The organism is Pseudomonas promysalinigenes, from assembly GCF_014269025.2.
GTDB lineage: Bacteria > Pseudomonadota > Gammaproteobacteria > Pseudomonadales > Pseudomonadaceae > Aquipseudomonas > Aquipseudomonas promysalinigenes.
The window spans coordinates 508,063-527,633 of sequence record NZ_CP077094.1 but is presented as its reverse complement, the minus strand read 5'-3'; the positions used below and the strand labels follow the sequence as shown (position 1 = coordinate 527,633).

The 19,571-nt window shown below is 57.4% G+C and carries 30 protein-coding genes; 2 read left to right on the top strand and 28 right to left on the bottom strand.

Annotated features, from left to right (window positions below; all coding sequences use genetic code 11):
- Positions 1-111 precede the first annotated feature (111 nt).
- A complete protein-coding gene (locus HU725_RS02455) occupies positions 112-558 on the top strand; it encodes a GlcG/HbpS family heme-binding protein (protein ID WP_225915511.1) in 447 nt (148 codons plus the stop codon).
- Positions 559-652: 94 nt separating this feature from the next.
- Here the strand turns inward: HU725_RS02455 and HU725_RS02450 are convergent, their stop codons facing one another.
- On the bottom strand, positions 653-1,192 hold the full coding sequence (locus HU725_RS02450; RefSeq protein WP_186478727.1) for a single-stranded DNA-binding protein: 540 nt from the start codon (positions 1,190-1,192) through the stop codon (positions 653-655).
- Positions 1,193-1,201: 9 nt separating this feature from the next.
- On the bottom strand, positions 1,202-2,596 hold the full coding sequence (locus HU725_RS02445; RefSeq protein ID WP_060478904.1) for an MFS transporter: 1,395 nt from the start codon (positions 2,594-2,596) through the stop codon (positions 1,202-1,204).
- Positions 2,597-2,725: 129 nt separating this feature from the next.
- Between HU725_RS02445 and uvrA the strand changes: the two genes are divergently transcribed.
- Positions 2,726-5,560 carry an excinuclease ABC subunit UvrA gene (gene uvrA, locus HU725_RS02440; RefSeq protein ID WP_186478726.1) on the top strand — a complete coding sequence of 945 codons (2,835 nt, stop codon included), beginning with the start codon at positions 2,726-2,728 and terminating at the stop codon, positions 5,558-5,560.
- Positions 5,561-5,592: 32 nt separating this feature from the next.
- On the opposite strand, the gene bfr is transcribed toward uvrA, so the two are convergent.
- The 26 genes from bfr to rplB form a co-directional block, all read right to left on the bottom strand.
- Positions 5,593-6,057 carry a bacterioferritin gene (gene bfr / locus HU725_RS02435; protein ID WP_060478902.1) on the bottom strand — a complete coding sequence of 155 codons (465 nt, stop codon included), beginning with the start codon at positions 6,055-6,057 and terminating at the stop codon, positions 5,593-5,595.
- A 164-nt stretch (positions 6,058-6,221) separates the two neighbouring features.
- Positions 6,222-7,661 carry a catalase gene (locus tag HU725_RS02430; protein WP_186478725.1) on the bottom strand — a complete coding sequence of 480 codons (1,440 nt, stop codon included), beginning with the start codon at positions 7,659-7,661 and terminating at the stop codon, positions 6,222-6,224.
- A 172-nt stretch (positions 7,662-7,833) separates the two neighbouring features.
- Positions 7,834-8,220 carry a 50S ribosomal protein L17 gene (gene rplQ / locus HU725_RS02425; RefSeq protein ID WP_060478900.1) on the bottom strand — a complete coding sequence of 129 codons (387 nt, stop codon included), beginning with the start codon at positions 8,218-8,220 and terminating at the stop codon, positions 7,834-7,836.
- Between the two features lie 42 nt (positions 8,221-8,262).
- Complete coding sequence (locus HU725_RS02420; protein ID WP_003255452.1) at positions 8,263-9,264, bottom strand: DNA-directed RNA polymerase subunit alpha; 1,002 nt, start codon at positions 9,262-9,264, stop codon at positions 8,263-8,265.
- Positions 9,265-9,286: 22 nt separating this feature from the next.
- A complete protein-coding gene (rpsD, locus tag HU725_RS02415; RefSeq protein ID WP_012316514.1) occupies positions 9,287-9,907 on the bottom strand; it encodes a 30S ribosomal protein S4 in 621 nt (206 codons plus the stop codon).
- Positions 9,908-9,922: 15 nt separating this feature from the next.
- Positions 9,923-10,312, bottom strand: a complete 390-nt coding sequence (rpsK, locus tag HU725_RS02410) for a 30S ribosomal protein S11 (protein WP_003255454.1) — start codon at positions 10,310-10,312, stop codon at positions 9,923-9,925.
- Positions 10,313-10,330: 18 nt separating this feature from the next.
- Positions 10,331-10,687, bottom strand: coding sequence for a 30S ribosomal protein S13 (gene rpsM, locus HU725_RS02405; protein WP_012316515.1), 357 nt, complete (start codon positions 10,685-10,687; stop codon positions 10,331-10,333).
- A gap of 131 nt (positions 10,688-10,818) precedes the next feature.
- On the bottom strand, positions 10,819-10,935 hold the full coding sequence (gene rpmJ / locus HU725_RS02400) for a 50S ribosomal protein L36 (protein ID WP_002555468.1): 117 nt from the start codon (positions 10,933-10,935) through the stop codon (positions 10,819-10,821).
- A 28-nt stretch (positions 10,936-10,963) separates the two neighbouring features.
- Entirely contained in the window at positions 10,964-12,295 is a 1,332-nt protein-coding gene (secY, locus tag HU725_RS02395) for a preprotein translocase subunit SecY (protein ID WP_060478899.1), read from the bottom strand.
- On the bottom strand, positions 12,296-12,730 hold the full coding sequence (rplO, locus tag HU725_RS02390; protein WP_023382625.1) for a 50S ribosomal protein L15: 435 nt from the start codon (positions 12,728-12,730) through the stop codon (positions 12,296-12,298).
- A 3-nt stretch (positions 12,731-12,733) separates the two neighbouring features.
- Complete coding sequence (gene rpmD / locus HU725_RS02385; protein WP_003255463.1) at positions 12,734-12,910, bottom strand: 50S ribosomal protein L30; 177 nt, start codon at positions 12,908-12,910, stop codon at positions 12,734-12,736.
- A gap of 2 nt (positions 12,911-12,912) precedes the next feature.
- Positions 12,913-13,413 (bottom strand): 30S ribosomal protein S5, encoded by a 501-nt coding sequence (rpsE, locus tag HU725_RS02380; RefSeq protein WP_003255465.1) that lies wholly within the window; start codon positions 13,411-13,413, stop codon positions 12,913-12,915.
- Positions 13,414-13,416: 3 nt separating this feature from the next.
- Positions 13,417-13,767: a 50S ribosomal protein L18 gene (gene rplR, locus HU725_RS02375; RefSeq protein WP_003255467.1), complete on the bottom strand. Its 351-nt coding sequence runs from the start codon at positions 13,765-13,767 to the stop codon at positions 13,417-13,419.
- A gap of 10 nt (positions 13,768-13,777) precedes the next feature.
- Entirely contained in the window at positions 13,778-14,311 is a 534-nt protein-coding gene (gene rplF / locus HU725_RS02370) for a 50S ribosomal protein L6 (protein WP_060478898.1), read from the bottom strand.
- A gap of 12 nt (positions 14,312-14,323) precedes the next feature.
- Positions 14,324-14,716: a 30S ribosomal protein S8 gene (gene rpsH, locus HU725_RS02365; protein ID WP_019097628.1), complete on the bottom strand. Its 393-nt coding sequence runs from the start codon at positions 14,714-14,716 to the stop codon at positions 14,324-14,326.
- Positions 14,717-14,926: 210 nt separating this feature from the next.
- Entirely contained in the window at positions 14,927-15,232 is a 306-nt protein-coding gene (rpsN, locus tag HU725_RS02360) for a 30S ribosomal protein S14 (protein ID WP_003255472.1), read from the bottom strand.
- Positions 15,233-15,245: 13 nt separating this feature from the next.
- Positions 15,246-15,785: a 50S ribosomal protein L5 gene (rplE, locus tag HU725_RS02355; RefSeq protein ID WP_003255474.1), complete on the bottom strand. Its 540-nt coding sequence runs from the start codon at positions 15,783-15,785 to the stop codon at positions 15,246-15,248.
- 20 nt (positions 15,786-15,805) lie between these two features.
- Positions 15,806-16,120 (bottom strand): 50S ribosomal protein L24, encoded by a 315-nt coding sequence (gene rplX, locus HU725_RS02350; RefSeq protein ID WP_016715319.1) that lies wholly within the window; start codon positions 16,118-16,120, stop codon positions 15,806-15,808.
- Between the two features lie 11 nt (positions 16,121-16,131).
- Entirely contained in the window at positions 16,132-16,500 is a 369-nt protein-coding gene (gene rplN / locus HU725_RS02345; RefSeq protein ID WP_008089810.1) for a 50S ribosomal protein L14, read from the bottom strand.
- A 23-nt stretch (positions 16,501-16,523) separates the two neighbouring features.
- Positions 16,524-16,790, bottom strand: coding sequence for a 30S ribosomal protein S17 (rpsQ, locus tag HU725_RS02340; RefSeq protein WP_023534981.1), 267 nt, complete (start codon positions 16,788-16,790; stop codon positions 16,524-16,526).
- 2 nt (positions 16,791-16,792) lie between these two features.
- Positions 16,793-16,984 carry a 50S ribosomal protein L29 gene (gene rpmC, locus HU725_RS02335; RefSeq protein WP_002555481.1) on the bottom strand — a complete coding sequence of 64 codons (192 nt, stop codon included), beginning with the start codon at positions 16,982-16,984 and terminating at the stop codon, positions 16,793-16,795.
- Positions 16,984-17,397 carry a 50S ribosomal protein L16 gene (rplP, locus tag HU725_RS02330; RefSeq protein ID WP_003255479.1) on the bottom strand — a complete coding sequence of 138 codons (414 nt, stop codon included), beginning with the start codon at positions 17,395-17,397 and terminating at the stop codon, positions 16,984-16,986. Before rplP ends, rpmC begins: the two co-directional genes overlap by 1 nt.
- Positions 17,398-17,409: 12 nt before the next feature.
- Positions 17,410-18,096: a 30S ribosomal protein S3 gene (rpsC, locus tag HU725_RS02325; RefSeq protein WP_003255481.1), complete on the bottom strand. Its 687-nt coding sequence runs from the start codon at positions 18,094-18,096 to the stop codon at positions 17,410-17,412.
- A 13-nt stretch (positions 18,097-18,109) separates the two neighbouring features.
- Positions 18,110-18,442, bottom strand: coding sequence for a 50S ribosomal protein L22 (gene rplV / locus HU725_RS02320; RefSeq protein WP_003103908.1), 333 nt, complete (start codon positions 18,440-18,442; stop codon positions 18,110-18,112).
- Positions 18,443-18,453: 11 nt separating this feature from the next.
- Positions 18,454-18,729: a 30S ribosomal protein S19 gene (rpsS, locus tag HU725_RS02315; RefSeq protein WP_003255482.1), complete on the bottom strand. Its 276-nt coding sequence runs from the start codon at positions 18,727-18,729 to the stop codon at positions 18,454-18,456.
- A 16-nt stretch (positions 18,730-18,745) separates the two neighbouring features.
- Positions 18,746-19,570: a 50S ribosomal protein L2 gene (gene rplB, locus HU725_RS02310; RefSeq protein WP_003255483.1), complete on the bottom strand. Its 825-nt coding sequence runs from the start codon at positions 19,568-19,570 to the stop codon at positions 18,746-18,748.
- Between the last annotated feature and the right edge of the window lies 1 nt (position 19,571).

Genomic DNA, 19,571 nt, shown 5'->3' with positions numbered 1-19,571 from the left:
CGCATACCCTACAGGTCACGGAGATACGCCTGACAGCAAACGAGGAAACGGACTACAGATTTTCCAGCTTCTACCTGTAAAGCTGCCGAAAATTCCCACGGAAGGTGTCGCATGACTCAGAAGTTCACGTTAGCCTGGCTGATGTTGAGTACCTCATTGCTTACGGTGCATACCCATGCCGAGGCCCTCAGCGCACAACAAGCCCAGCGCATGGCTGCTGCTGCCGAACAGGCCGCTCGCGTGCAGGGGTTTTCGATCGTTATCAGCATCGTCGACAAACACGGCAACCTCAAACACTTCCATCGCATGGACGGCGCTGGCACTCACAATATCAATGCCGCCCAGCTCAAAGCCACGACTTCGGCGCGTTTTCCGCTTTCCTCCAAAGGTCGTGCAGCCTCGCCAGCCAACCCATATGCCTCGCTGCCGCGAATCACCTTGCTCCAGGGCGGACTACCAATCGTCGATGCCAATGGCGAGCATATCGGCGGTATTGGAATCAGCGGTGCAACGCCTGAGCTGGATGCAGCATTTGCCGAGGCGGCGCTTGATGGCTAGGCGTGAACAGTTAACTGAAGCCCAGCTTCAGACATAAAAAAACCCAGGGCAATTGCCCTGGGTTTTTAGTGTTTGCGCGAAATGATCGCGCTGATCAGAACGGAATATCGTCATCAAAGCTGTCAAAGTCCGCTGCCGGCTGGGGTGCTGGCTGCTGGGGTGCCGGACGCTGAGGCGCTTGCTGCGGACGCTGAACCTGCTGGCGGGGCGGGGCCTGGTTGTACTGCTGCTGGCCACCACCGTAGTTGCCACCACCCTGGTTGTACTGGTCACCGCCTTGCTGGCCCTGCGGGCGACCGCCGAGCAGCTGCATGGTGCCGTTGATGTCGACGATGATTTCAGTGGTATAGCGCTTGATGCCGTCCTTTTCCCACTCACGGGTCTGCAGTTTGCCTTCGATGTAGCACTGCGAACCTTTGCGCAGGTATTCGCCGGCGATTTCGGCAACCTTGCCGAACAGCGACACACGGTGCCATTCGGTACGCTCGACCTTTTGGCCCGACTGCTTGTCAGTCCATTGCTCGCTGGTAGCCAGGCTCAGGTTGGTCACGGCGTTACCGTTGGGCAGGTAGCGGACTTCGGGATCCTGGCCGCAGGTACCGACCAGAATGACTTTGTTAACCCCACGGGCCATAACGTTCTCCTAGGCTTCGCACGCCGAAGAGGCTGGATTCACCAGTCGCTCGAGGGTCGCACGGTCCAAAATTTTCGTATCCAGTTTGATATAGATGGCGGCTTCATCTGCCACCACCACGGCGTCGGTCACACCCGGCACGGCCATCAGGCGCTCGGTCAAGCCGGCTTCCTGAACTGCTTCTGGCGTCAACGGCATGCGCAGGCTGGTCACATAGGGTGGCTCGTTCATGCTCAAAGCAACGACCAACCAGATGGCACACAAGATAGCGCAGCCGAGGAACACCATGTTCAGCCCGCCGTGCTGGAACAGCCAGCCACCGAGAATGCCTCCCAGGGCAGCGCCGAGGAACTGGCTGGTGGAATAAACCCCCATCGCCGTTCCCTTGCCGCCAGCAGGCGACACCTTGCTCACCAGCGAGGGCAATGAAGCCTCCAGCAGGTTGAATGCGGTAAAGAATACCACGGTGCCAATCACCAGTCCGCGCAAACCGTCAGCCCACTGCCAGAAGAATACCTCTGTCAGCAGCAGGACACTGACCGCACCCGCCAACACACGCTTCATCTTGCGCTTTTTTTCGCCGTAGATGATGAACGGGACCATTGCAAAAAATGAGACGAACAGCGCGGTCAGGTACACCCACCAGTGCTGCTCTTTGGGCAGACCACCGCGCTCGACGAACGCCAGCGGCAAGGCGACGAAGCTGGCCATGAGAATGGCATGGAGGATAAAGATACTCACGTCCAGGCGCAGAAGGTCCGGATGACGCAGGGTTGGACCGAGAGCCTGGCGGGCCACCCCGGACTCACGGTGCTGCAGGATGCTGTGGGTGTTGGGCACGACGAAGGCGATCAGCAGGACACCGACCAGGGCGAGTCCTGCAGTGGCCAGGAACAAGCCTGACAAACCAAAGGCACTTGTCAACAAAGGCCCGACTACCATAGCCACAGCGAACGACAGGCCGATGCTCATACCAATCATGGCCATAGCTTTGGTCCGGTGCTGCTCGCGGGTCAGGTCGGACAACAGCGCCATGACCGCGGCCGATATCGCCCCGGCACCCTGCAGAATTCGCCCGGCGATCACCCCCCAGATCGAGTCAGCCTGGGCCGCCAGTACGCTGCCCAACGCGAAAACCAGCAGCCCCAGGTAAATCACCGGGCGGCGGCCGATTCGGTCGGAGATCATCCCGAACGGGATCTGTAACACCGCCTGAGTCAGCCCGTAGGCGCCGATGGCCAGACCAATCAGCGCGGGCGTGGCGCCGGCCAGGTCCATGCCATAGGTGGCCAGCACCGGCAGGACCATGAACATGCCCAGCATACGAAAGGCAAAGACCAGAGCCAGGCCGCCTGCAGCGCGGGTTTCGCTGCTGCTCATGCGCTCGTTGTGGGTATCGTGCATGGATAAACCTCGTGTGAACCGGCGGCGATTCTATCAGTCCGACAGGCTAACGGCATCTACGCGACGCTTTGCCGCGTAATGGCAGCGCGCCGTATACTTCTTTGTTTATGCCCGCCAAGCGAGGCCGCAGTGGACAAGATCCTGATTCGTGGGGCACGTACCCACAACCTGAAGAATATCGACCTGACGCTGCCGCGGGACAAGCTGATCGTCATCACTGGCCTGTCTGGCTCCGGCAAGTCTTCACTGGCGTTCGACACGCTCTACGCCGAAGGCCAGCGCCGCTATGTGGAGTCGCTGTCGGCTTATGCCCGGCAGTTCCTGTCGATGATGGAGAAACCCGACGTCGACACCATCGAAGGCCTGTCGCCGGCCATTTCCATCGAGCAGAAGTCGACTTCGCACAACCCGCGCTCGACCGTAGGCACCATCACCGAAATCTACGATTACCTGCGCCTGCTATATGCCCGCGTTGGTACGCCACGCTGCCCGGACCACGATATTCCGTTGGAAGCGCAAACGGTCAGCCAGATGGTCGACCTGGTGTTGGAGCGCCCGGAGGGCAGCAAGCTGATGTTGCTGGCTCCGGTGATACGTGAGCGCAAGGGTGAGCACCTGGCGGTGTTCGACGAGATGCGCGCTCAGGGCTTCGTCCGTGCACGGGTCAACGGCAAGCTCTATGAGCTGGATGAACTGCCCAAGCTGGACAAGCAGAAAAAGCACAGCATCGATGTTGTCGTGGACCGTTTCAAGGTACGCACCGATCTGCAACAGCGTTTGGCCGAGTCGTTCGAAACCGCCCTCAAGCTGGCCGATGGCATTGCGCTGGTGGCCCCGATGGATGACGAAGCTGGCGAAGAAACGATCTTCTCCGCACGCTTCGCCTGCCCCATCTGCGGCCATTCCATCAGCGAACTGGAACCGAAGCTGTTCTCGTTCAACAACCCCGCCGGCGCCTGCCCGACCTGCGACGGCCTGGGCGTGAAGCAGTTCTTCGACACCAAGCGCCTAGTCAACAGCGAGCTGACCCTGGCTGAAGGTGCCATACGCGGCTGGGACCGGCGCAATGTGTACTATTTCCAGATGCTCGGCTCACTGGCCGCGCATTACGGCTTCAGCTTGGAGGAGCCGTTCGGCGAATTGTCGGCAGAGCATCAGAAGGTGATTCTGCAGGGTAGCGGCAAGCACAGCGTCGATTTCAAATACCTCAACGACCGCGGCGATATCGTCAAACGTTCGCACCCGTTCGAAGGCATCGTGCCGAACCTAGAGCGCCGTTACCGCGAGACTGAATCGGCCACGGTACGTGAAGAGCTGGCCAAGTTCCTCGGCACTCAGCCCTGCCCGGACTGCCGCGGCACGCGGCTGCGTCGCGAAGCGCGCCACGTATGGGTTGGTGAAAAAACCCTGCCGGCGGTGACCAACCTGCCGATCGGCGAAGCCAGCAGCTATTTCGGTGAATTGACCCTGACTGGCCGGCGCGGCGAAATCGCGACGAAAATCCTCAAGGAAATCTGCGAGCGCCTACAGTTTTTGGTCAACGTCGGCCTCGATTACCTGACCCTGGACCGCAGCGCAGACACCCTCTCCGGTGGCGAGGCGCAGCGCATCCGCCTGGCCAGCCAGATCGGTGCGGGCCTGGTCGGGGTCATGTACATTCTCGATGAGCCGTCCATCGGTCTTCATCAACGTGACAACGACCGACTGCTGGCCACCCTCAACCACCTGCGCGACCTGGGTAACACGGTGATTGTGGTAGAACACGACGAAGACGCCATTCGCCTGGCCGATTATGTCGTCGATATCGGCCCAGGTGCCGGAGTACATGGCGGCCAGATCGTTGCCGAGGGCACGCCGCAGGAAGTCATGGAGCACCCTGACTCACTGACCGGCAAGTACCTGTCCGGGCGCAAGAAGATCGTCGTGCCGGCCAAACGTACACCGCGCAACAAGAAGCTGCAGCTTAAACTCAAAGGCGCGCGTGGCAACAACCTGCAGAACGTTGACCTGGAAGTGCCGATCGGCCTGCTGACTTGCGTGACCGGCGTATCGGGCTCGGGCAAATCGACCCTGATCAACAACACCCTGTTCCCCCTGGCAGCCACTGCCCTGAACGGCGCGAGCAGCCTGGAAGCCGCGCCGCACAGCAGCATGGACGGCTTGCAGCACCTGGACAAGGTTGTGGACATCGACCAGAGCCCGATCGGCCGTACACCGCGCTCCAATCCGGCCACCTATACCGGCATCTTTACGCCGATCCGTGAGCTTTTTTCCGGCGTGCCAGAGTCGCGTTCACGGGGCTACGGGCCTGGGCGTTTCTCGTTCAACGTCAAGGGCGGCCGCTGCGAGGCGTGCCAGGGCGATGGCCTGATCAAGGTGGAAATGCATTTTCTGCCGGACATCTATGTGCCCTGTGACGTGTGCAAAAGCAAGCGCTATAACCGCGAGACCCTGGAAATCAAGTACAAAGGCAAGAACATCCACGAGGTGCTGGAAATGACCATCGAGGATGCCCGCGAGTTCTTCGATGCGGTACCGGCGCTGGCGCGCAAGCTTCAGACGCTGATGGACGTGGGATTGTCGTATATCAAGCTGGGGCAGTCGGCAACCACCTTGTCCGGTGGTGAGGCGCAGCGCGTGAAGCTGTCGCGTGAGCTGTCCAAGCGCGATACCGGCAAAACCCTGTACATCCTGGACGAGCCGACCACCGGCCTGCACTTTGCCGATATTCAACAACTGCTGGATGTGCTGCATCGACTACGTGATCACGGCAACACCGTAGTGGTGATCGAGCACAACCTGGATGTGATCAAAACGGCTGACTGGCTTGTAGACCTGGGCCCGGAGGGCGGATCCAAGGGTGGGCAGATCATCGCCTGCGGCACCCCAGAGGAGCTGAGCAAGATGAAGCAATCCTACACCGGGCACTACCTCAAACCGCTGCTGGAGCGTGATCGGGCTTGAAACAACAAGGGGGCGCATTAGCGCCCCCTGTTTTACATTTGCGACTGCAAGTAATTCTGCAGGCCAATAGCCTTGATCAGACCTTGCTGCTTCTCCAGCCAATAGGTGTGATCTTCTTCGGTGTCGGCCAGTTGCGCACGCAGGATGTCACGGCTGACGTAGTCCTTGTGCAGCTCACACAGCTCGATACCTTTGCACAGTGCGCCACGCACCTTGTACTCGAGCTTGAGGTCGGCCTCGATCATCTCTGGCACGGTGCTCCCCACTTCCAGGTCGTCCGCGCGCATGTCAGGCGTGCCTTCTAGCATGAGGATACGACGCATCAACGCATCGGCGTGCTGGGCTTCTTCTTCCATCTCGTGGTTGATGCGCTCATAGAGCTTGGACAAGCCCCAGTCTTCGTACATGCGCGAGTGGATGAAGTACTGGTCGCGTGCGGCCAGTTCACCCTTGAGCAACGTGACGAGGTAGTTGATAACGTCCGGGTGACCTTGCATCGCCCTGCTTCTCCCTGTGAAAACGGTTTGATGCATATAGTGTGAACCAGCTTTCGACTGTGGTCACTGAAAAATGCGCAATCAGGCGCAATAAATCGGTTAAACAGTAGTGATATTCATTGAAAAACCGCCCAAATGAGGGCGGTTCTGTTTATCACTTCGACTCAGGCGAGATTCATGCCCAACGCTTTGGCAATGCCTTCGCCGTAGGCGGGGTCTGCCTTGAAGAAGTACTGCAACTGACGCTGGATCACATCCTCACTCACGCCAGCCATGGTTCCGGCGATGTTGTTGATCAAAAGCGCCTTCTGCTCATCGCTCATCAAACGGAACAAGGCGCCTGCGTGGCTGAAGTAATCGCTGTCCGCACGATGATCGTGGCGGTCTGCGGCGCCGCTAAGCGCCAATGCAGGTTCCCCATGACGCGGTGATTGCTTGGGTGCATCGGCATAGCTGTTAGGCTCGTAGTTGGGCGCGCTGCCGTAGCTACCGGTGGCCATGGATCCATCACGCTGATAGCTGTGGACTGGGCTACGTGGCGCATTGACCGGCAGTTGCTGATGATTGGTGCCTACACGGTAGCGATGGGCATCGGCATATGCGAACACACGGCCCTGCAGCATGCGGTCTGGCGACAACCCGACCCCGGGCACCATATTGCTCGGGCCGAACGTCGCCTGCTCGACTTCGGCGAAATAGTTGAGCGGGTTACGGTTGAGCTCCAGCACACCCACTTCGATCAATGGGTACTCCTTCTGGGACCAGGTTTTAGTCACATCGAACGGGTTCTCATGGCGGTTGGCGGCCTCAGCTTCGCTCATTACCTGGATGCACACGGTCCAACGCGGGTAATCGCCACGCTCGATGGCTTCGAACAGGTCGCGCTGAGCGTAGTCGGGATCGGTGCCAGCCAGACGGGCCGCCTCAGCCGGCGCCAAGTTCTTGATACCTTGCTGGGTCTTGAAGTGCCACTTCACCCAGGTGCGTTGCCCTTGGGCATTGACCAGGCTGTAGGTGTGGCTACCGAACCCATGCATGTGCCGATAACCGTCTGGGATACCCCGATCGGAGAACAGAATGGTGACCTGGTGCAACGCCTCAGGCGAATGCGACCAGAAGTCCCACATCATCTGCGCGTTCTTCAGATTGGTTTGCGGGTGACGCTTTTGGGTGTGGATGAAGTCTGGGAATTTCAGCGGGTCGCGAATGAAGAACACAGGCGTGTTATTGCCGACGATGTCCCAGTTGCCTTCCTCGGTGTAAAACTTGACCGCAAAGCCACGTGGGTCACGCTCAGTGTCTGCAGAGCCACGTTCGCCGCCGACAGTGGAAAACCGCAAGAACGTTTCGGTTTGTTTGCCGACGTGCTCAAACAGCTTGGCACTGGTGTATGAAGTGATATCGCGGGTGACGGTGAAGGTGCCATAGGCACCGGAGCCTTTGGCGTGTACGCGGCGCTCTGGGATGTTTTCGCGATTGAAATGCGCGAGCTTTTCGATCAGGTGAAAATCATCGAGCAACAGCGGGCCACGAGGGCCGGCGGAACGCGAGTTCTGGTTATCGGCTACAGGTGCACCGCTGGCGGTGGTGAGAATCGTGCTCATGGGCTCTCCTTATCGGTATTCGAGTGCCGGCTGATCGGCTTGAAAAGGAGTATCGACGAACGGTAATGCCCAAACAAATTTATTAAACGACTCGCACCGATAGAAATAAACAATTTATTAACACACAAAAAACCGGGCACTAGGCCCGGTTCTTTGTAGCAGACAGAACGTCTTACTCAGCAGCTTCTACAGCACCGCCGACCGGACGATCAACCAGCTCGACGTACGCCATAGGCGCGTTGTCGCCAGCGCGGAAACCGCACTTCAGGATGCGCAGGTAGCCGCCCTGACGAGTGGCGTAACGCTTGCCCAGGTCGTTGAACAGTTTGCCAACGGCAGTCTTCGAACGGGTACGATCGAAGGCCAGACGACGGTTAGCAACGCTGTCTTCCTTGGCCAGGGTGATCAGCGGCTCGGCAACGCGGCGCAGTTCCTTGGCTTTCGGCAGGGTGGTTTTGATCAGCTCGTGCTCGATCAACGACACTGCCATGTTCTGGAACATAGCCTTGCGGTGAGAGCTGGTACGGCTCAGGTGACGTCCACTTTTACGATGACGCATGATTCATTCCTTACCAAACACTACGTTCGGTGATTACGACGATCAGGCGGTCGCCTTGTCGTCTTTCTTAAGACTTGCAGGCGGCCAGTTGTCGAGGCGCATGCCGAGAGACAGACCACGAGAGGCCAGGACGTCCTTGATTTCAGTCAGGGACTTCTTGCCAAGGTTAGGAGTTTTCAACAGCTCTACTTCGGTACGCTGAATCAGGTCGCCGATGTAGTAGATGTTCTCCGCCTTGAGGCAGTTGGCCGAACGTACAGTCAGTTCCAGGTCGTCAACCGGACGCAGCAGGATCGGATCGATCTCGTCTTCCTGCTCGACTACGACAGGCTCGCTGTCACCTTTGAGGTCGACGAACGCGGCCAACTGCTGTTGCAGGATGGTCGCAGCGCGACGGATAGCCTCTTCAGGATCCAGGGTGCCGTTGGTTTCCAGATCAATGACCAGCTTGTCCAGGTTGGTACGCTGTTCAACACGGGCGTTCTCGACCACATAGGCGATACGACGCACCGGGCTGAACGAAGCGTCCAGCTGCAGACGGCCAATGCTACGGCTTTCGTCTTCGTCGGTTTGACGGGAGTCAGCCGGCTCGTAACCGCGACCACGAGCTACGGTGAGCTTCATGTTCAGGGCGCCGTTGGACGCCAGGTTCGCGATTACGTGATCGGGGTTGACGATCTCGACATCGTGATCCAGCTGAATATCGGCAGCGGTAACCACCCCCGAACCCTTTTTCGACAAGGTCAGCGTAACTTCGTCACGACCGTGCAGTTTGATAGCCAGGCCTTTCAGGTTCAACAGGATTTCAATTACGTCTTCCTGAACACCTTCGATCGCGGAGTACTCATGGAGTACACCATCAATCTCGGCCTCGACTACTGCACAGCCAGGCATGGAGGACAACAGGATGCGGCGCAGCGCGTTGCCCAGGGTATGGCCGAAACCACGCTCGAGAGGCTCGAGCGTAATCTTGGCGCGGGTCGGACTGACTACCTGCACATCAATGTGGCGGGGAGTCAGGAACTCATTTACCGAAATCTGCATGGATGCACCTATTTTCTAGCCCTTACTTGGAGTAGAGCTCGACAATCAGGTTTTCGTTGATGTCGGCAGACAGATCGCCACGAGCTGGAACGTTCTTGAAAACGCCCGACTTTTTAGCGGAATCTACGTCTACCCACTCAACTCGGCCACGCTGGGCGCACAGTTCAAGGGCTTGAACAATGCGCAGCTGGTTCGACGACTTCTCGCGAACCGCGACCACGTCACCCGGACGAACTTGGTAGGATGGAATGTTTACAGTCTTACCGTTGACGCTGATCGCTTTGTGCGAAACCAGCTGACGCGACTCGGAACGAGTCGAGCCGAAGCCCATACGGTAAACGACGTTATCCAGACGGCACTCGAGCAGTTGCAGCAGGTTCTCACCGGTTGCGCCTTTTTTCGAGGCAGCAGCTTGGTAGTAACCGCGGAACTGACGCTCCAGAACACCATAGATACGACGAACTTTTTGTTTCTCGCGCAGCTGGGTACCGTAGTCGGACTGACGGCCACGGCGCTGGCCGTGGATACCTGGGGCTGCTTCGATGTTGCACTTCGATTCCAGAGCGCGAACGCCGCTCTTCAGGAACAGGTCGGTGCCTTCACGACGAGACAGTTTGCATTTTGGACCAATGTAACGTGCCATTCTTCTGTCTCCTGATTACACGCGACGCTTCTTCGGCGGACGGCACCCGTTGTGCGGGATTGGCGTCACGTCGGTGATGCTGGCGATCTTGTAGCCGCAGCTGTTCAGTGCACGAACGGCGGATTCACGACCTGGACCTGGACCCTTGACGTTTACGTCGAGGTTTTTCAGACCATATTCCAGCGCAGCTTGACCAGCACGCTCAGCAGCGATCTGAGCTGCGAACGGGGTGGATTTGCGCGAACCACGGAAACCCGAACCACCGGAAGTAGCCCAGGACAATGCATTGCCCTGACGGTCGGTGATGGTCACGATGGTGTTGTTAAAAGAGGCGTGGATGTGGGCGATGCCATCAACCACTGTCTTTTTGACTTTTTTACGAGGACGAGCAGCAGGTTTTGCCATGTCTATATTCCTGGGCGATTACTTGCGGATCGGCTTACGCGGGCCCTTACGGGTGCGTGCGTTGGTCTTGGTGCGCTGACCGCGAACCGGCAGACCTTTACGATGACGCAGGCCGCGGTAGCAACCCAGGTCCATCAAGCGCTTGATCTTCATGTTGACGTCACGACGCAGGTCACCTTCGGTGGTGAACTTAGCGACTTCGCCACGCAGGGTTTCGATTTGCTCGTCGCTCAGATCCTTGATCTTTGCGGCTGGGTTTACACCAGCGTCTGCACAAATCTTCTGTGCAGTTGTGCGACCGACACCATAGATGTAGGTCAGCGAGATAACAGTATGCTTGTTATCTGGAATGTTGACGCCTGCAATACGGGCCATTCAGTGGGACTCCAATTGACAGCTACCTACGCCCCGGAAGCCAAGAAATAGGGCGCGAGATAATATCGCTGTAGAAACGAATAATCAACCCAGCAGCACACTAGCTGCTGGGTTTGAAGCGCAGATCACACTCAGCCTTGGCGCTGTTTGTGACGCGGTTCCGCGCTGCAGATCACTCGTACGACGCCTTCGCGACGGATGATCTTGCAGTTACGGCACAGCTTTTTCACCGATGCACGAACTTTCATTACCGACTCCTCGAACCTTAGGGGCCTATCAGCGCAGCAGACCGCTGCCACCGTAGCCTTTCAGGTTGGCTTTCTTCATCAGGGATTCGTACTGGTGCGAAACGAGGTGCGATTGTACTTGGGACATGAAGTCCATCACAACCACTACCACAATCAGCAACGAGGTCCCGCCAAGGTAGAACGGCACATTTGCTGCCACCACCAGGAACTGGGGCAGAAGGCAGACGGCCATCATGTAAAGAGCACCGAACATGGTCAGACGAGTCAGAACGCCATCAATGTAGCGCGCAGACTGTTCACCAGGACGGATACCCGGAATAAAGGCACCGGACTTCTTCAGGTTTTCCGCTACGTCTTTCGGGTTGAACATCAGCGCTGTATAGAAGAAGCAGAAGAAAATGATCCCTGCACTAAACAGCAGAATGTTCAACGGCTGACCAGGAGCGATCGACTGCGAGACGTCCTGCAGCCAGCCCATACCTTCGGACTGACCGAACCAGGCACCCAGCGAAGCCGGGAACAGCAAAATGCTGCTCGCGAAGATGGCCGGGATGACCCCCGCCATATTCACTTTCAACGGCAAGTGGCTGGTCTGCGCGGCGAAGACCTTGCGGCCCTGCTGACGCTTGGCGTAGTGAACGGCGATACGACGCTGACCACGCTCAATGAACACCACGAAACCGATGATCGCTACTGCAAGCAAACCGATAGCGACCAGGGCGAAAATGTTGATATCGCCTGTGCGCGCAGACTCGAAAGACTGCCCGATTGCTCTCGGAAGACCGGCAACGATACCCGCGAAGATCAACATCGAGATACCGTTGCCCACACCGCGCTCGGTGATCTGCTCGCCCAGCCACATCATGAACATTGCGCCCGCCACGAAAGTGGAGACGGCAACGACATAGAAGCCGAGCCCTGCAGAAAACGCCACGCCCTGGTTGGCCAAGCCAATGGACATGCCAATGGCTTGAACCAATGCCAGGATAACGGTGCCGTAGCGGGTGTACTGGCTGATCTTGCGACGGCCAGCTTCACCTTCCTTCTTCAACTGCTCCAGTTGCGGGCTGACCGCAGTCATCAGCTGCATGATGATCGATGCCGAAATGTACGGCATGATCCCCAATGCAAAGATGCTCATGCGTTCGAGCGCGCCACCGGAAAACATGTTGAACAAGCTAAGAATGGTCCCCTCATTCTGCCGAAACAGATCCGCCAGACGGTCTGGATTGATGCCTGGAACCGGGATATGCGCACCTATCCGATAGACGATGATCGCCATGAACAGAAAGCGCAGACGAGCCCAGAGTTCCGACATCCCGCCCTTACCGAGCGAAGAGAGAGCACCTTGCTTAGCCATTTATTCCTCGAACTTGCCGCCAGCTGCTTCGATAGCCGCACGCGCACCCTTGGTGGCTGCGATGCCCTTGATGGTGACTGCGCGAGTGACTTCGCCAGACAGCATGATTTTCACACGCTGTACGTTCTGGCCGATCACGTTGGCATCCTTCAGGGATTGCACGGATACCACGTCGCCTTCCACTTTAGCCAGCTCGGACAGACGCACTTCAGCGCGGTCCATGGCTTTCAGGGAAACGAAGCCGAACTTCGGCAGACGACGGTGCAGCGGCTGTTGACCGCCTTCGAAGCCAGGAGCGATCGAACCACCGGAACGGGAGGTCTGACCTTTGTGGCCGCGGCCGCCAGTCTTACCCAGACCGCTACCGATACCACGACCTGGACGATGCTTCTCGCGACGGGAACCCGGCGCTGGACTCAGATCATTGAGTTTCATCGATTAACCCTCGACCTTCAGCATGTAGTAAGCCTTGTTGATCATCCCGCGGTTTTCGGGAGTATCTTGGACTTCTACAGTGTGACCGATGCGACGCAGACCCAGACCTTTAACGCACAGTTTGTGGTTAGGCAGGCGGCCCGAGACGCTCTTGATCAGCGTAACTTTTACGGTTGCCATGATTAGAAGATCTCCTCAACGCTCTTGCCGCGCTTGGCAGCAATGGACTCAGGAGATTGCATGGCTTTCAGACCCTTGAAGGTGGCATAAACCACGTTCACTGGGTTGGTCGAACCGTAGCACTTGGCCAGGACGTTCTGAACGCCAGCAACTTCCAGGACGGCACGCATTGCGCCGCCGGCGATGATACCGGTACCTTCCGAGGCAGGCTGCATGTAAACCTTCGAGGCGCCGTGGGCGGCCTTGGTGGCGTACTGCAGAGTGGTGCCCTTCAGGTCAACCTGAATCATGTTGCGACGAGCAGCTTCCATGGCTTTCTGGATTGCAGCAGGAACTTCGCGCGATTTACCACGGCCAAAACCTACACGACCCTTGCCATCACCAACCACGGTCAGTGCGGTGAAGGTGAAGATGCGGCCGCCTTTAACGGTTTTTGCTACGCGGTTAACTTGAACCAGCTTCTCGATGTAGCCTTCGTCGCGCTTTTGATCGTTATTTGCCATAACTTAGAACTCCAGCCCGCCTTCACGAGCAGCATCAGCCAGCGCTTTGACGCGGCCATGGTACTTGAAGCCGGAACGGTCAAAGGCAACTTGAGATACACCGGCGGCTTTCGCGCGCTCAGCTACCAGCTTGCCAACCTTAGTGGCCGCGTCGATGTTGCCAGTGGCGCCATCACGCAGGTCTTTGTCCAAGGTCGAGGCGCTTGCCAGAACCTTGCTGCCGTCGGCCGAAATGACCTGGGCGTAGATGTGCTGCGAGGAGCGGAACACGCACAGGCGCACGACTTCGAGTTCGTGCATCTTGAGGCGTGCTTTGCGAGCGCGACGCAGTCGGATAACTTTTTTGTCGGTCATTTGCTAGGCCCTACTTCTTCTTGGCTTCTTTACGACGGACTACTTCGTCCGCGTAACGCACACCTTTGCCTTTGTAAGGCTCTGGCGGACGGAACCCGCGGATTTCAGCGGCCACCTGACCTACCAGCTGCTTGTCGATACCCTTGATCAGGATGTCGGTCTGGCTAGGAGTTTCAGCGGTGATACCGGCTGGCAGTTCGTAGTCCACTGGGTGAGAGAAGCCCAGGGCCAGGTTCAGGACGGTGCCTTTGGCCTGTGCCTTGTAACCAACACCGACCAGCTGGAGCTTGCGCTCGAAGCCTTGGCTTACGCCTTGGACCATGTTGTTCACCAGAGCGCGGGTAGTACCGGCCATGGCACGAGCTTGCTGGTCACCATTGCGAGCGACGAAACGCAGCTCACCAGACTCTTCGGTAACTTCAACAGACGAGTGAACGTTCAGTTCGAGAGTGCCTTTGGCACCCTTCACCGAAAGCTGCTGACCGGCGAATTTGACTTCGACACCGGATGGCAGCTTAACGGGGTTCTTAGCGACGCGAGACATGTCTATCCCCCCTTAGAACACTGTGCAGAGAACTTCGCCGCCGACACCGGCAGCGCGCGCAGCGCGATCAGTCATCACACCTTTGTTGGTGGAGACAATAGACACGCCCAGGCCACCACGTACTTTCGGCAGCTCAGTGACGGACTTGTACTGGCGCAGGCCTGGACGGCTGGAGCGCTTCAGTTCTTCGATGACCGGACGGCCTTCGAAGTACTTCAGTTCGATCGACAGGGAAGGCTTGGCTTCGCCAGTAACCTGGTAGCCAGCGATGTAACCTTCGTCCTTCAGAACTTTGGCAACCGCGACCTTCAGGGTAGAGGAAGGCATGCTTACGACGGACTTTTCAGCCATCTGGGCATTACGGATGCGAGTTAGCATGTCCGCTAACGGGTCCTGCATACTCATGGGCTAGATGCTCCTGATACAAGAAATATTAGCCTTGCGGCTATAACAGCCACCCAAACAGGCAGGTCAAAGACCCCAGGCTCGGGTGAGCCGGTCATTCTAGACACAAGGCAGAAACGAAACAAGCCCCACGAGGGGGCTTGTTTGTTGGTGAGATCACCGACGGTCGGAAGATTGCTCAACCTTACGCCGGTGTTACACCTGCAGCGATTACCAGGAGGCCTTGACCAGACCTGGTACGTCACCGCGCATTGCAGCTTGACGCAGCATGTTACGGCCCAGGCCGAACTTACGGTATACACCGTGAGGACGACCGGTCAGGCGGCAACGGTTGCGCAGACGCGAAGCGCTGGCATCACGTGGCTGCTTCTGCAGAGCGACAACGGCAGCGAAACGCTCTTCTGGAGAGGCGTTCAGGTTGACGATGGTCGCTTTCAGCTCAGCACGCTTCTTAGCGAACTTGGCTACCGTGAGCTGACGCTTCAGCTCGCGGTTTTTCATGCTCTTCTTGGCCATTTTCCTACTCCAATCAGTTGCGGAACGGGAATTTGAATGCACGCAGCAGAGCGCGGCCTTCGTCATCCGAACGAGCAGTGGTGGTCAGGGTGATGTCCAAACCGCGCAGAGCATCGATCTTGTCGTAATCGATTTCCGGGAAGATGATCTGCTCTTTCACGCCCATGCTGTAGTTGCCACGGCCATCGAAGGACTTGGCATTCAGGCCGCGGAAGTCGCGGACCCGAGGCAGGGAGATCGCCAGCAGGCGGTCCAGGAATTCGTACATCTTGTCGCTACGCAGGGTCACCTTGACACCGATAGGCCATCCTTCACGGACTTTGAAGCCAGCGATGGATTTACGAGCGAAAGTCACGACCGGCTTTTGACCGGTGATCTTTTCCAGGTCGGCAACAGCGTGCTCGATGACTTTCTTGTCACCGATCGCTTCGCCCAGACCCATGTTCAGGGTGATTTTGGTAACGCGCGGAACTTCCATCACGTTCGACAGCTTAAGTTCTTCCTTAAGCTTTGGAGCGATTTCGTTCCGGTAAATCTCTTTCAGTCGTGCCATGGTCTTCTACCTAGCAGTGTTCAAGCATCAACCGCTTTTTGGGTCGACTTGAAGACACGAATTTTCTTACCGTCTTCTACTTTGAAACCAACGCGGTCAGCCTTGTTGGTTTCACCGTTGAAGATGGCAACGTTGGAAGCGTGCAGAGGCGCTTCTTTTTCGACGATACCGCCCTGTACGCCCGCCATCGGGTTAGGCTTGGTATGACGCTTGACCAGGTTCACACCGCCAACGACCAGACGGTCATCAGCCAGAACCTTCAGCACCTTACCGCGCTTACCTTTGTCTTTGCCGGCGATCACGATGATCTCGTCGTCACGACGAATCTTTTGCATGTCGGATCTCCTTACAGCACTTCAGGGGCGAGCGAGACGATCTTCATGAACTTCTCAGTACGAAGTTCACGGGTCACTGGCCCGAAGATGCGAGTGCCGATCGGCTCTTGCTTGGTGTTCAGCAGAACAGCAGCGTTGCCGTCGAAACGAATGATGGAACCGTCAGCGCGACGTACACCGTGACGGGTACGGACGACAACAGCAGTCATCACCTGGCCTTTTTTGACCTTACCGCGCGGAATAGCTTCCTTGACGGTTACTTTGATGATGTCACCGATGCCGGCGTAACGGCGGTGCGAACCGCCGAGTACCTTGATGCACATGACGCGACGAGCGCCGCTGTTATCGGCCACATCGAGCATGGATTGAGTCTGAATCATAAAATTTCTCCGACCCCTAGCCCTTAGACTTCAACAGCGCGTTCGAGGACTTCAACCAGTGCCCAGGACTTGGTCTTGGCCAGCGGACGAGTTTCGGTAATCGAAACTTTGTCGCCGATCTTGCACTGGTTGGTTTCGTCGTGCGCGTGCAGCTTAGTCGAACGCTTAACGTATTTACCGTAGATCGGGTGCTTTACGCGACGCTCGATCAGAACGGTGATGGTCTTGTCCATTTTGTCGCTGACGACACGGCCAGTCAGCGTACGGACGGTTTTTTCAGCTTCAGCCATGATCACTTACCTGCCTGCTGGTTAAGCACAGTTTTCACGCGAGCGATGTCACGCTTAACTTGCGAGAGCAGGTGCGACTGCCCCAACTGGCCAGTTGCTTTCTGCATACGCAGATTGAACTGGTCGCGCAGCAAGCCGAGCAGTTGCTCATTCAATTGCTGTGCAGATTTTTCACGAAGTTCATTCGCTTTCATCACATCACCGTCCGCTTAACAAAGGAGGTGGCGAGAGGCAGCTTTGCAGCAGCCAGGGCGAAAGCTTCACGCGCCAGCTCTTCAGAAACACCCTCGATCTCGTACAGGACTTTGCCTGGCTGGATCTGGGCAACCCAGTATTCCACGGAGCCTTTACCTTTACCCATACGAACCTCGAGAGGCTTCTTGGAGATCGGCTTGTCCGGGAACACGCGGATCCAGATCTTGCCGCCACGCTTAACGTGACGGGTCAGCGCACGACGTGCGGACTCGATCTGGCGGGCGGTGAGGCGACCGCGAGCAACAGCTTTCAGGGCGAATTCGCCGAAGCTGACTTTGCTACCGCGCAGTGCCAGACCACGGTTGTGGCCGGTCATCTGCTTGCGGAATTTTGTACGCTTTGGTTGCAACATTTGGCGTACCCCTTACTTAGCAGCTTTTTTACGAGGCGCTGGTGCTTGTGGTTTCAGTTCTTCTTGGCGACCACCAATAACTTCGCCTTTGAAGATCCAAACCTTCACACCGATCACACCGTAAGTGGTGTGAGCTTCGTAGGTGTTGTAGTCGATATCGGCACGCAGGGTGTGCAGCGGCACACGACCTTCGCGATACCACTCGGTACGAGCAATCTCAGCACCGCCGAGACGACCGCTCACCTGGATCTTGATGCCCTTGGCACCAATACGCATGGCGTTCTGCACGGCGCGCTTCATGGCGCGACGGAACATTACGCGGCGTTCCAGCTGCTGAGCTACGCTCTGCGCAACCAGCATAGCGTCGAGTTCCGGCTTGCGGATCTCTTCGATGTTGATGTGCACAGGCACACCCATCTGCTTGGTCAGGTCCTGACGCAGCTTCTCGACATCCTCACCTTTCTTACCGATAACGATACCGGGACGAGCCGTGTGGATGGTGATGCGTGCAGTTTGAGCCGGACGATGAATATCGATACGGCTTACGGACGCGCTTTTTAGTTTGTCTTGGAGGTACTCACGCGTTTTCAGATCCTTCAACAGGTAATCTGCGTAAGTAGCACCGTCTGCGTACCAGACGGAGGTGTGCTCCTTGACGATTCCCAGGCGAATGCCAGTGGGATGTACTTTCTGACCCATCTGATCGACTCCGTTACTTGTCCGCAACCTTGACAGTGATATGGCAAGACCGCTTGACGATGCGATCAGCACGGCCTTTGGCACGTGGCATGATGCGCTTCAGCGAACGCCCTTCGTTGACGAAGACGGTGGAGACCTTCAGGTCATCAACGTCAGCGCCTTCGTTGTGTTCGGCGTTGGCAACGGCCGACTCGAGGACTTTCTTCATGATTTCAGCGGCTTTTTTGCTGCTGAAGGCCAACAGGTTGAGCGCTTCGCCCACCTTCTTCCCGCGGATCTGGTCGGCGACCAAGCGGGCTTTCTGGGCGGAGATGCGAGCGCCCGACAACTTAGCGGCTACTTCCATTTCCTTACCCCTTAACGCTTGGCTTTCTTGTCAGCCACGTGCCCGCGGTAGGTGCGGGTACCGGCAAACTCGCCCAGTTTGTGGCCGACCATGTCTTCGTTCACGAGAACTGGGACGTGTTGGCGACCGTTGTGTACCGCGATGGTCAGACCGACCATTTGTGGCAGGATCATCGAACGGCGCGACCAGGTTTTAACTGGCTTGCGATCGTTCTTCTCCACCGCCACTTCGACCTTCTTCAACAGGTGAAGATCGATAAAAGGACCTTTTTTCAGAGAACGTGGCACTGTCGTATCCCTCTAGTTACTTGCGACGACGGACGATCATGTTGTCGGTACGCTTATTACCGCGGGTCTTCGCACCCTTGGTTGGGAAGCCCCATGGCGATACCGGATGACGACCACCGGAGGTACGACCTTCACCACCACCATGTGGGTGGTCAACCGGGTTCATGGCAACACCACGAACGGTTGGGCGAACGCCGCGCCAGCGTTTGGCACCAGCTTTACCCAGCGAACGCAGGCTGTGCTCGGAGTTCGAGACTTCACCCAGGGTCGCACGGCACTCAGCCAGGACTTTACGCATTTCACCAGAGCGCAGACGCAGGGTCACATAGACACCTTCGCGAGCGATCAGCTGAGCCGAGGCACCAGCGGAACGTGCGATCTGAGCACCTTTACCCGGCTTCAGTTCGATGCCGTGAATGGTGCTACCTACTGGAATGTTGCGCAGCTGCAGGGAGTTACCGGCCTTGATTGGGGCCAGGGCACCTGCGATCAGCTGGTCGCCAGCGCTCACGCCTTTAGGGGCGATGATGTAGCGACGCTCACCATCTGCGTAGCACAGCAGGGCGATGTGAGCAGTACGGTTTGGATCGTATTCGATACGCTCGACAGTGGCTGGAATGCCATCTTTGTCGTTGCGACGGAAGTCGACCAGACGGTAATGCTGCTTGTGACCACCACCAACGTGACGAGTGGTAATGCGGCCATTGTTGTTACGACCACCAGACTTCGATTTTTTCTCGATCAGCGGTGCGTGAGGAGCGCCTTTGTGCAGCTCCTTGTTGACCACCTTGACCACGAAACGGCGGCCAGGGGAAGTCGGTTTGCATTTAACGATTGCCATG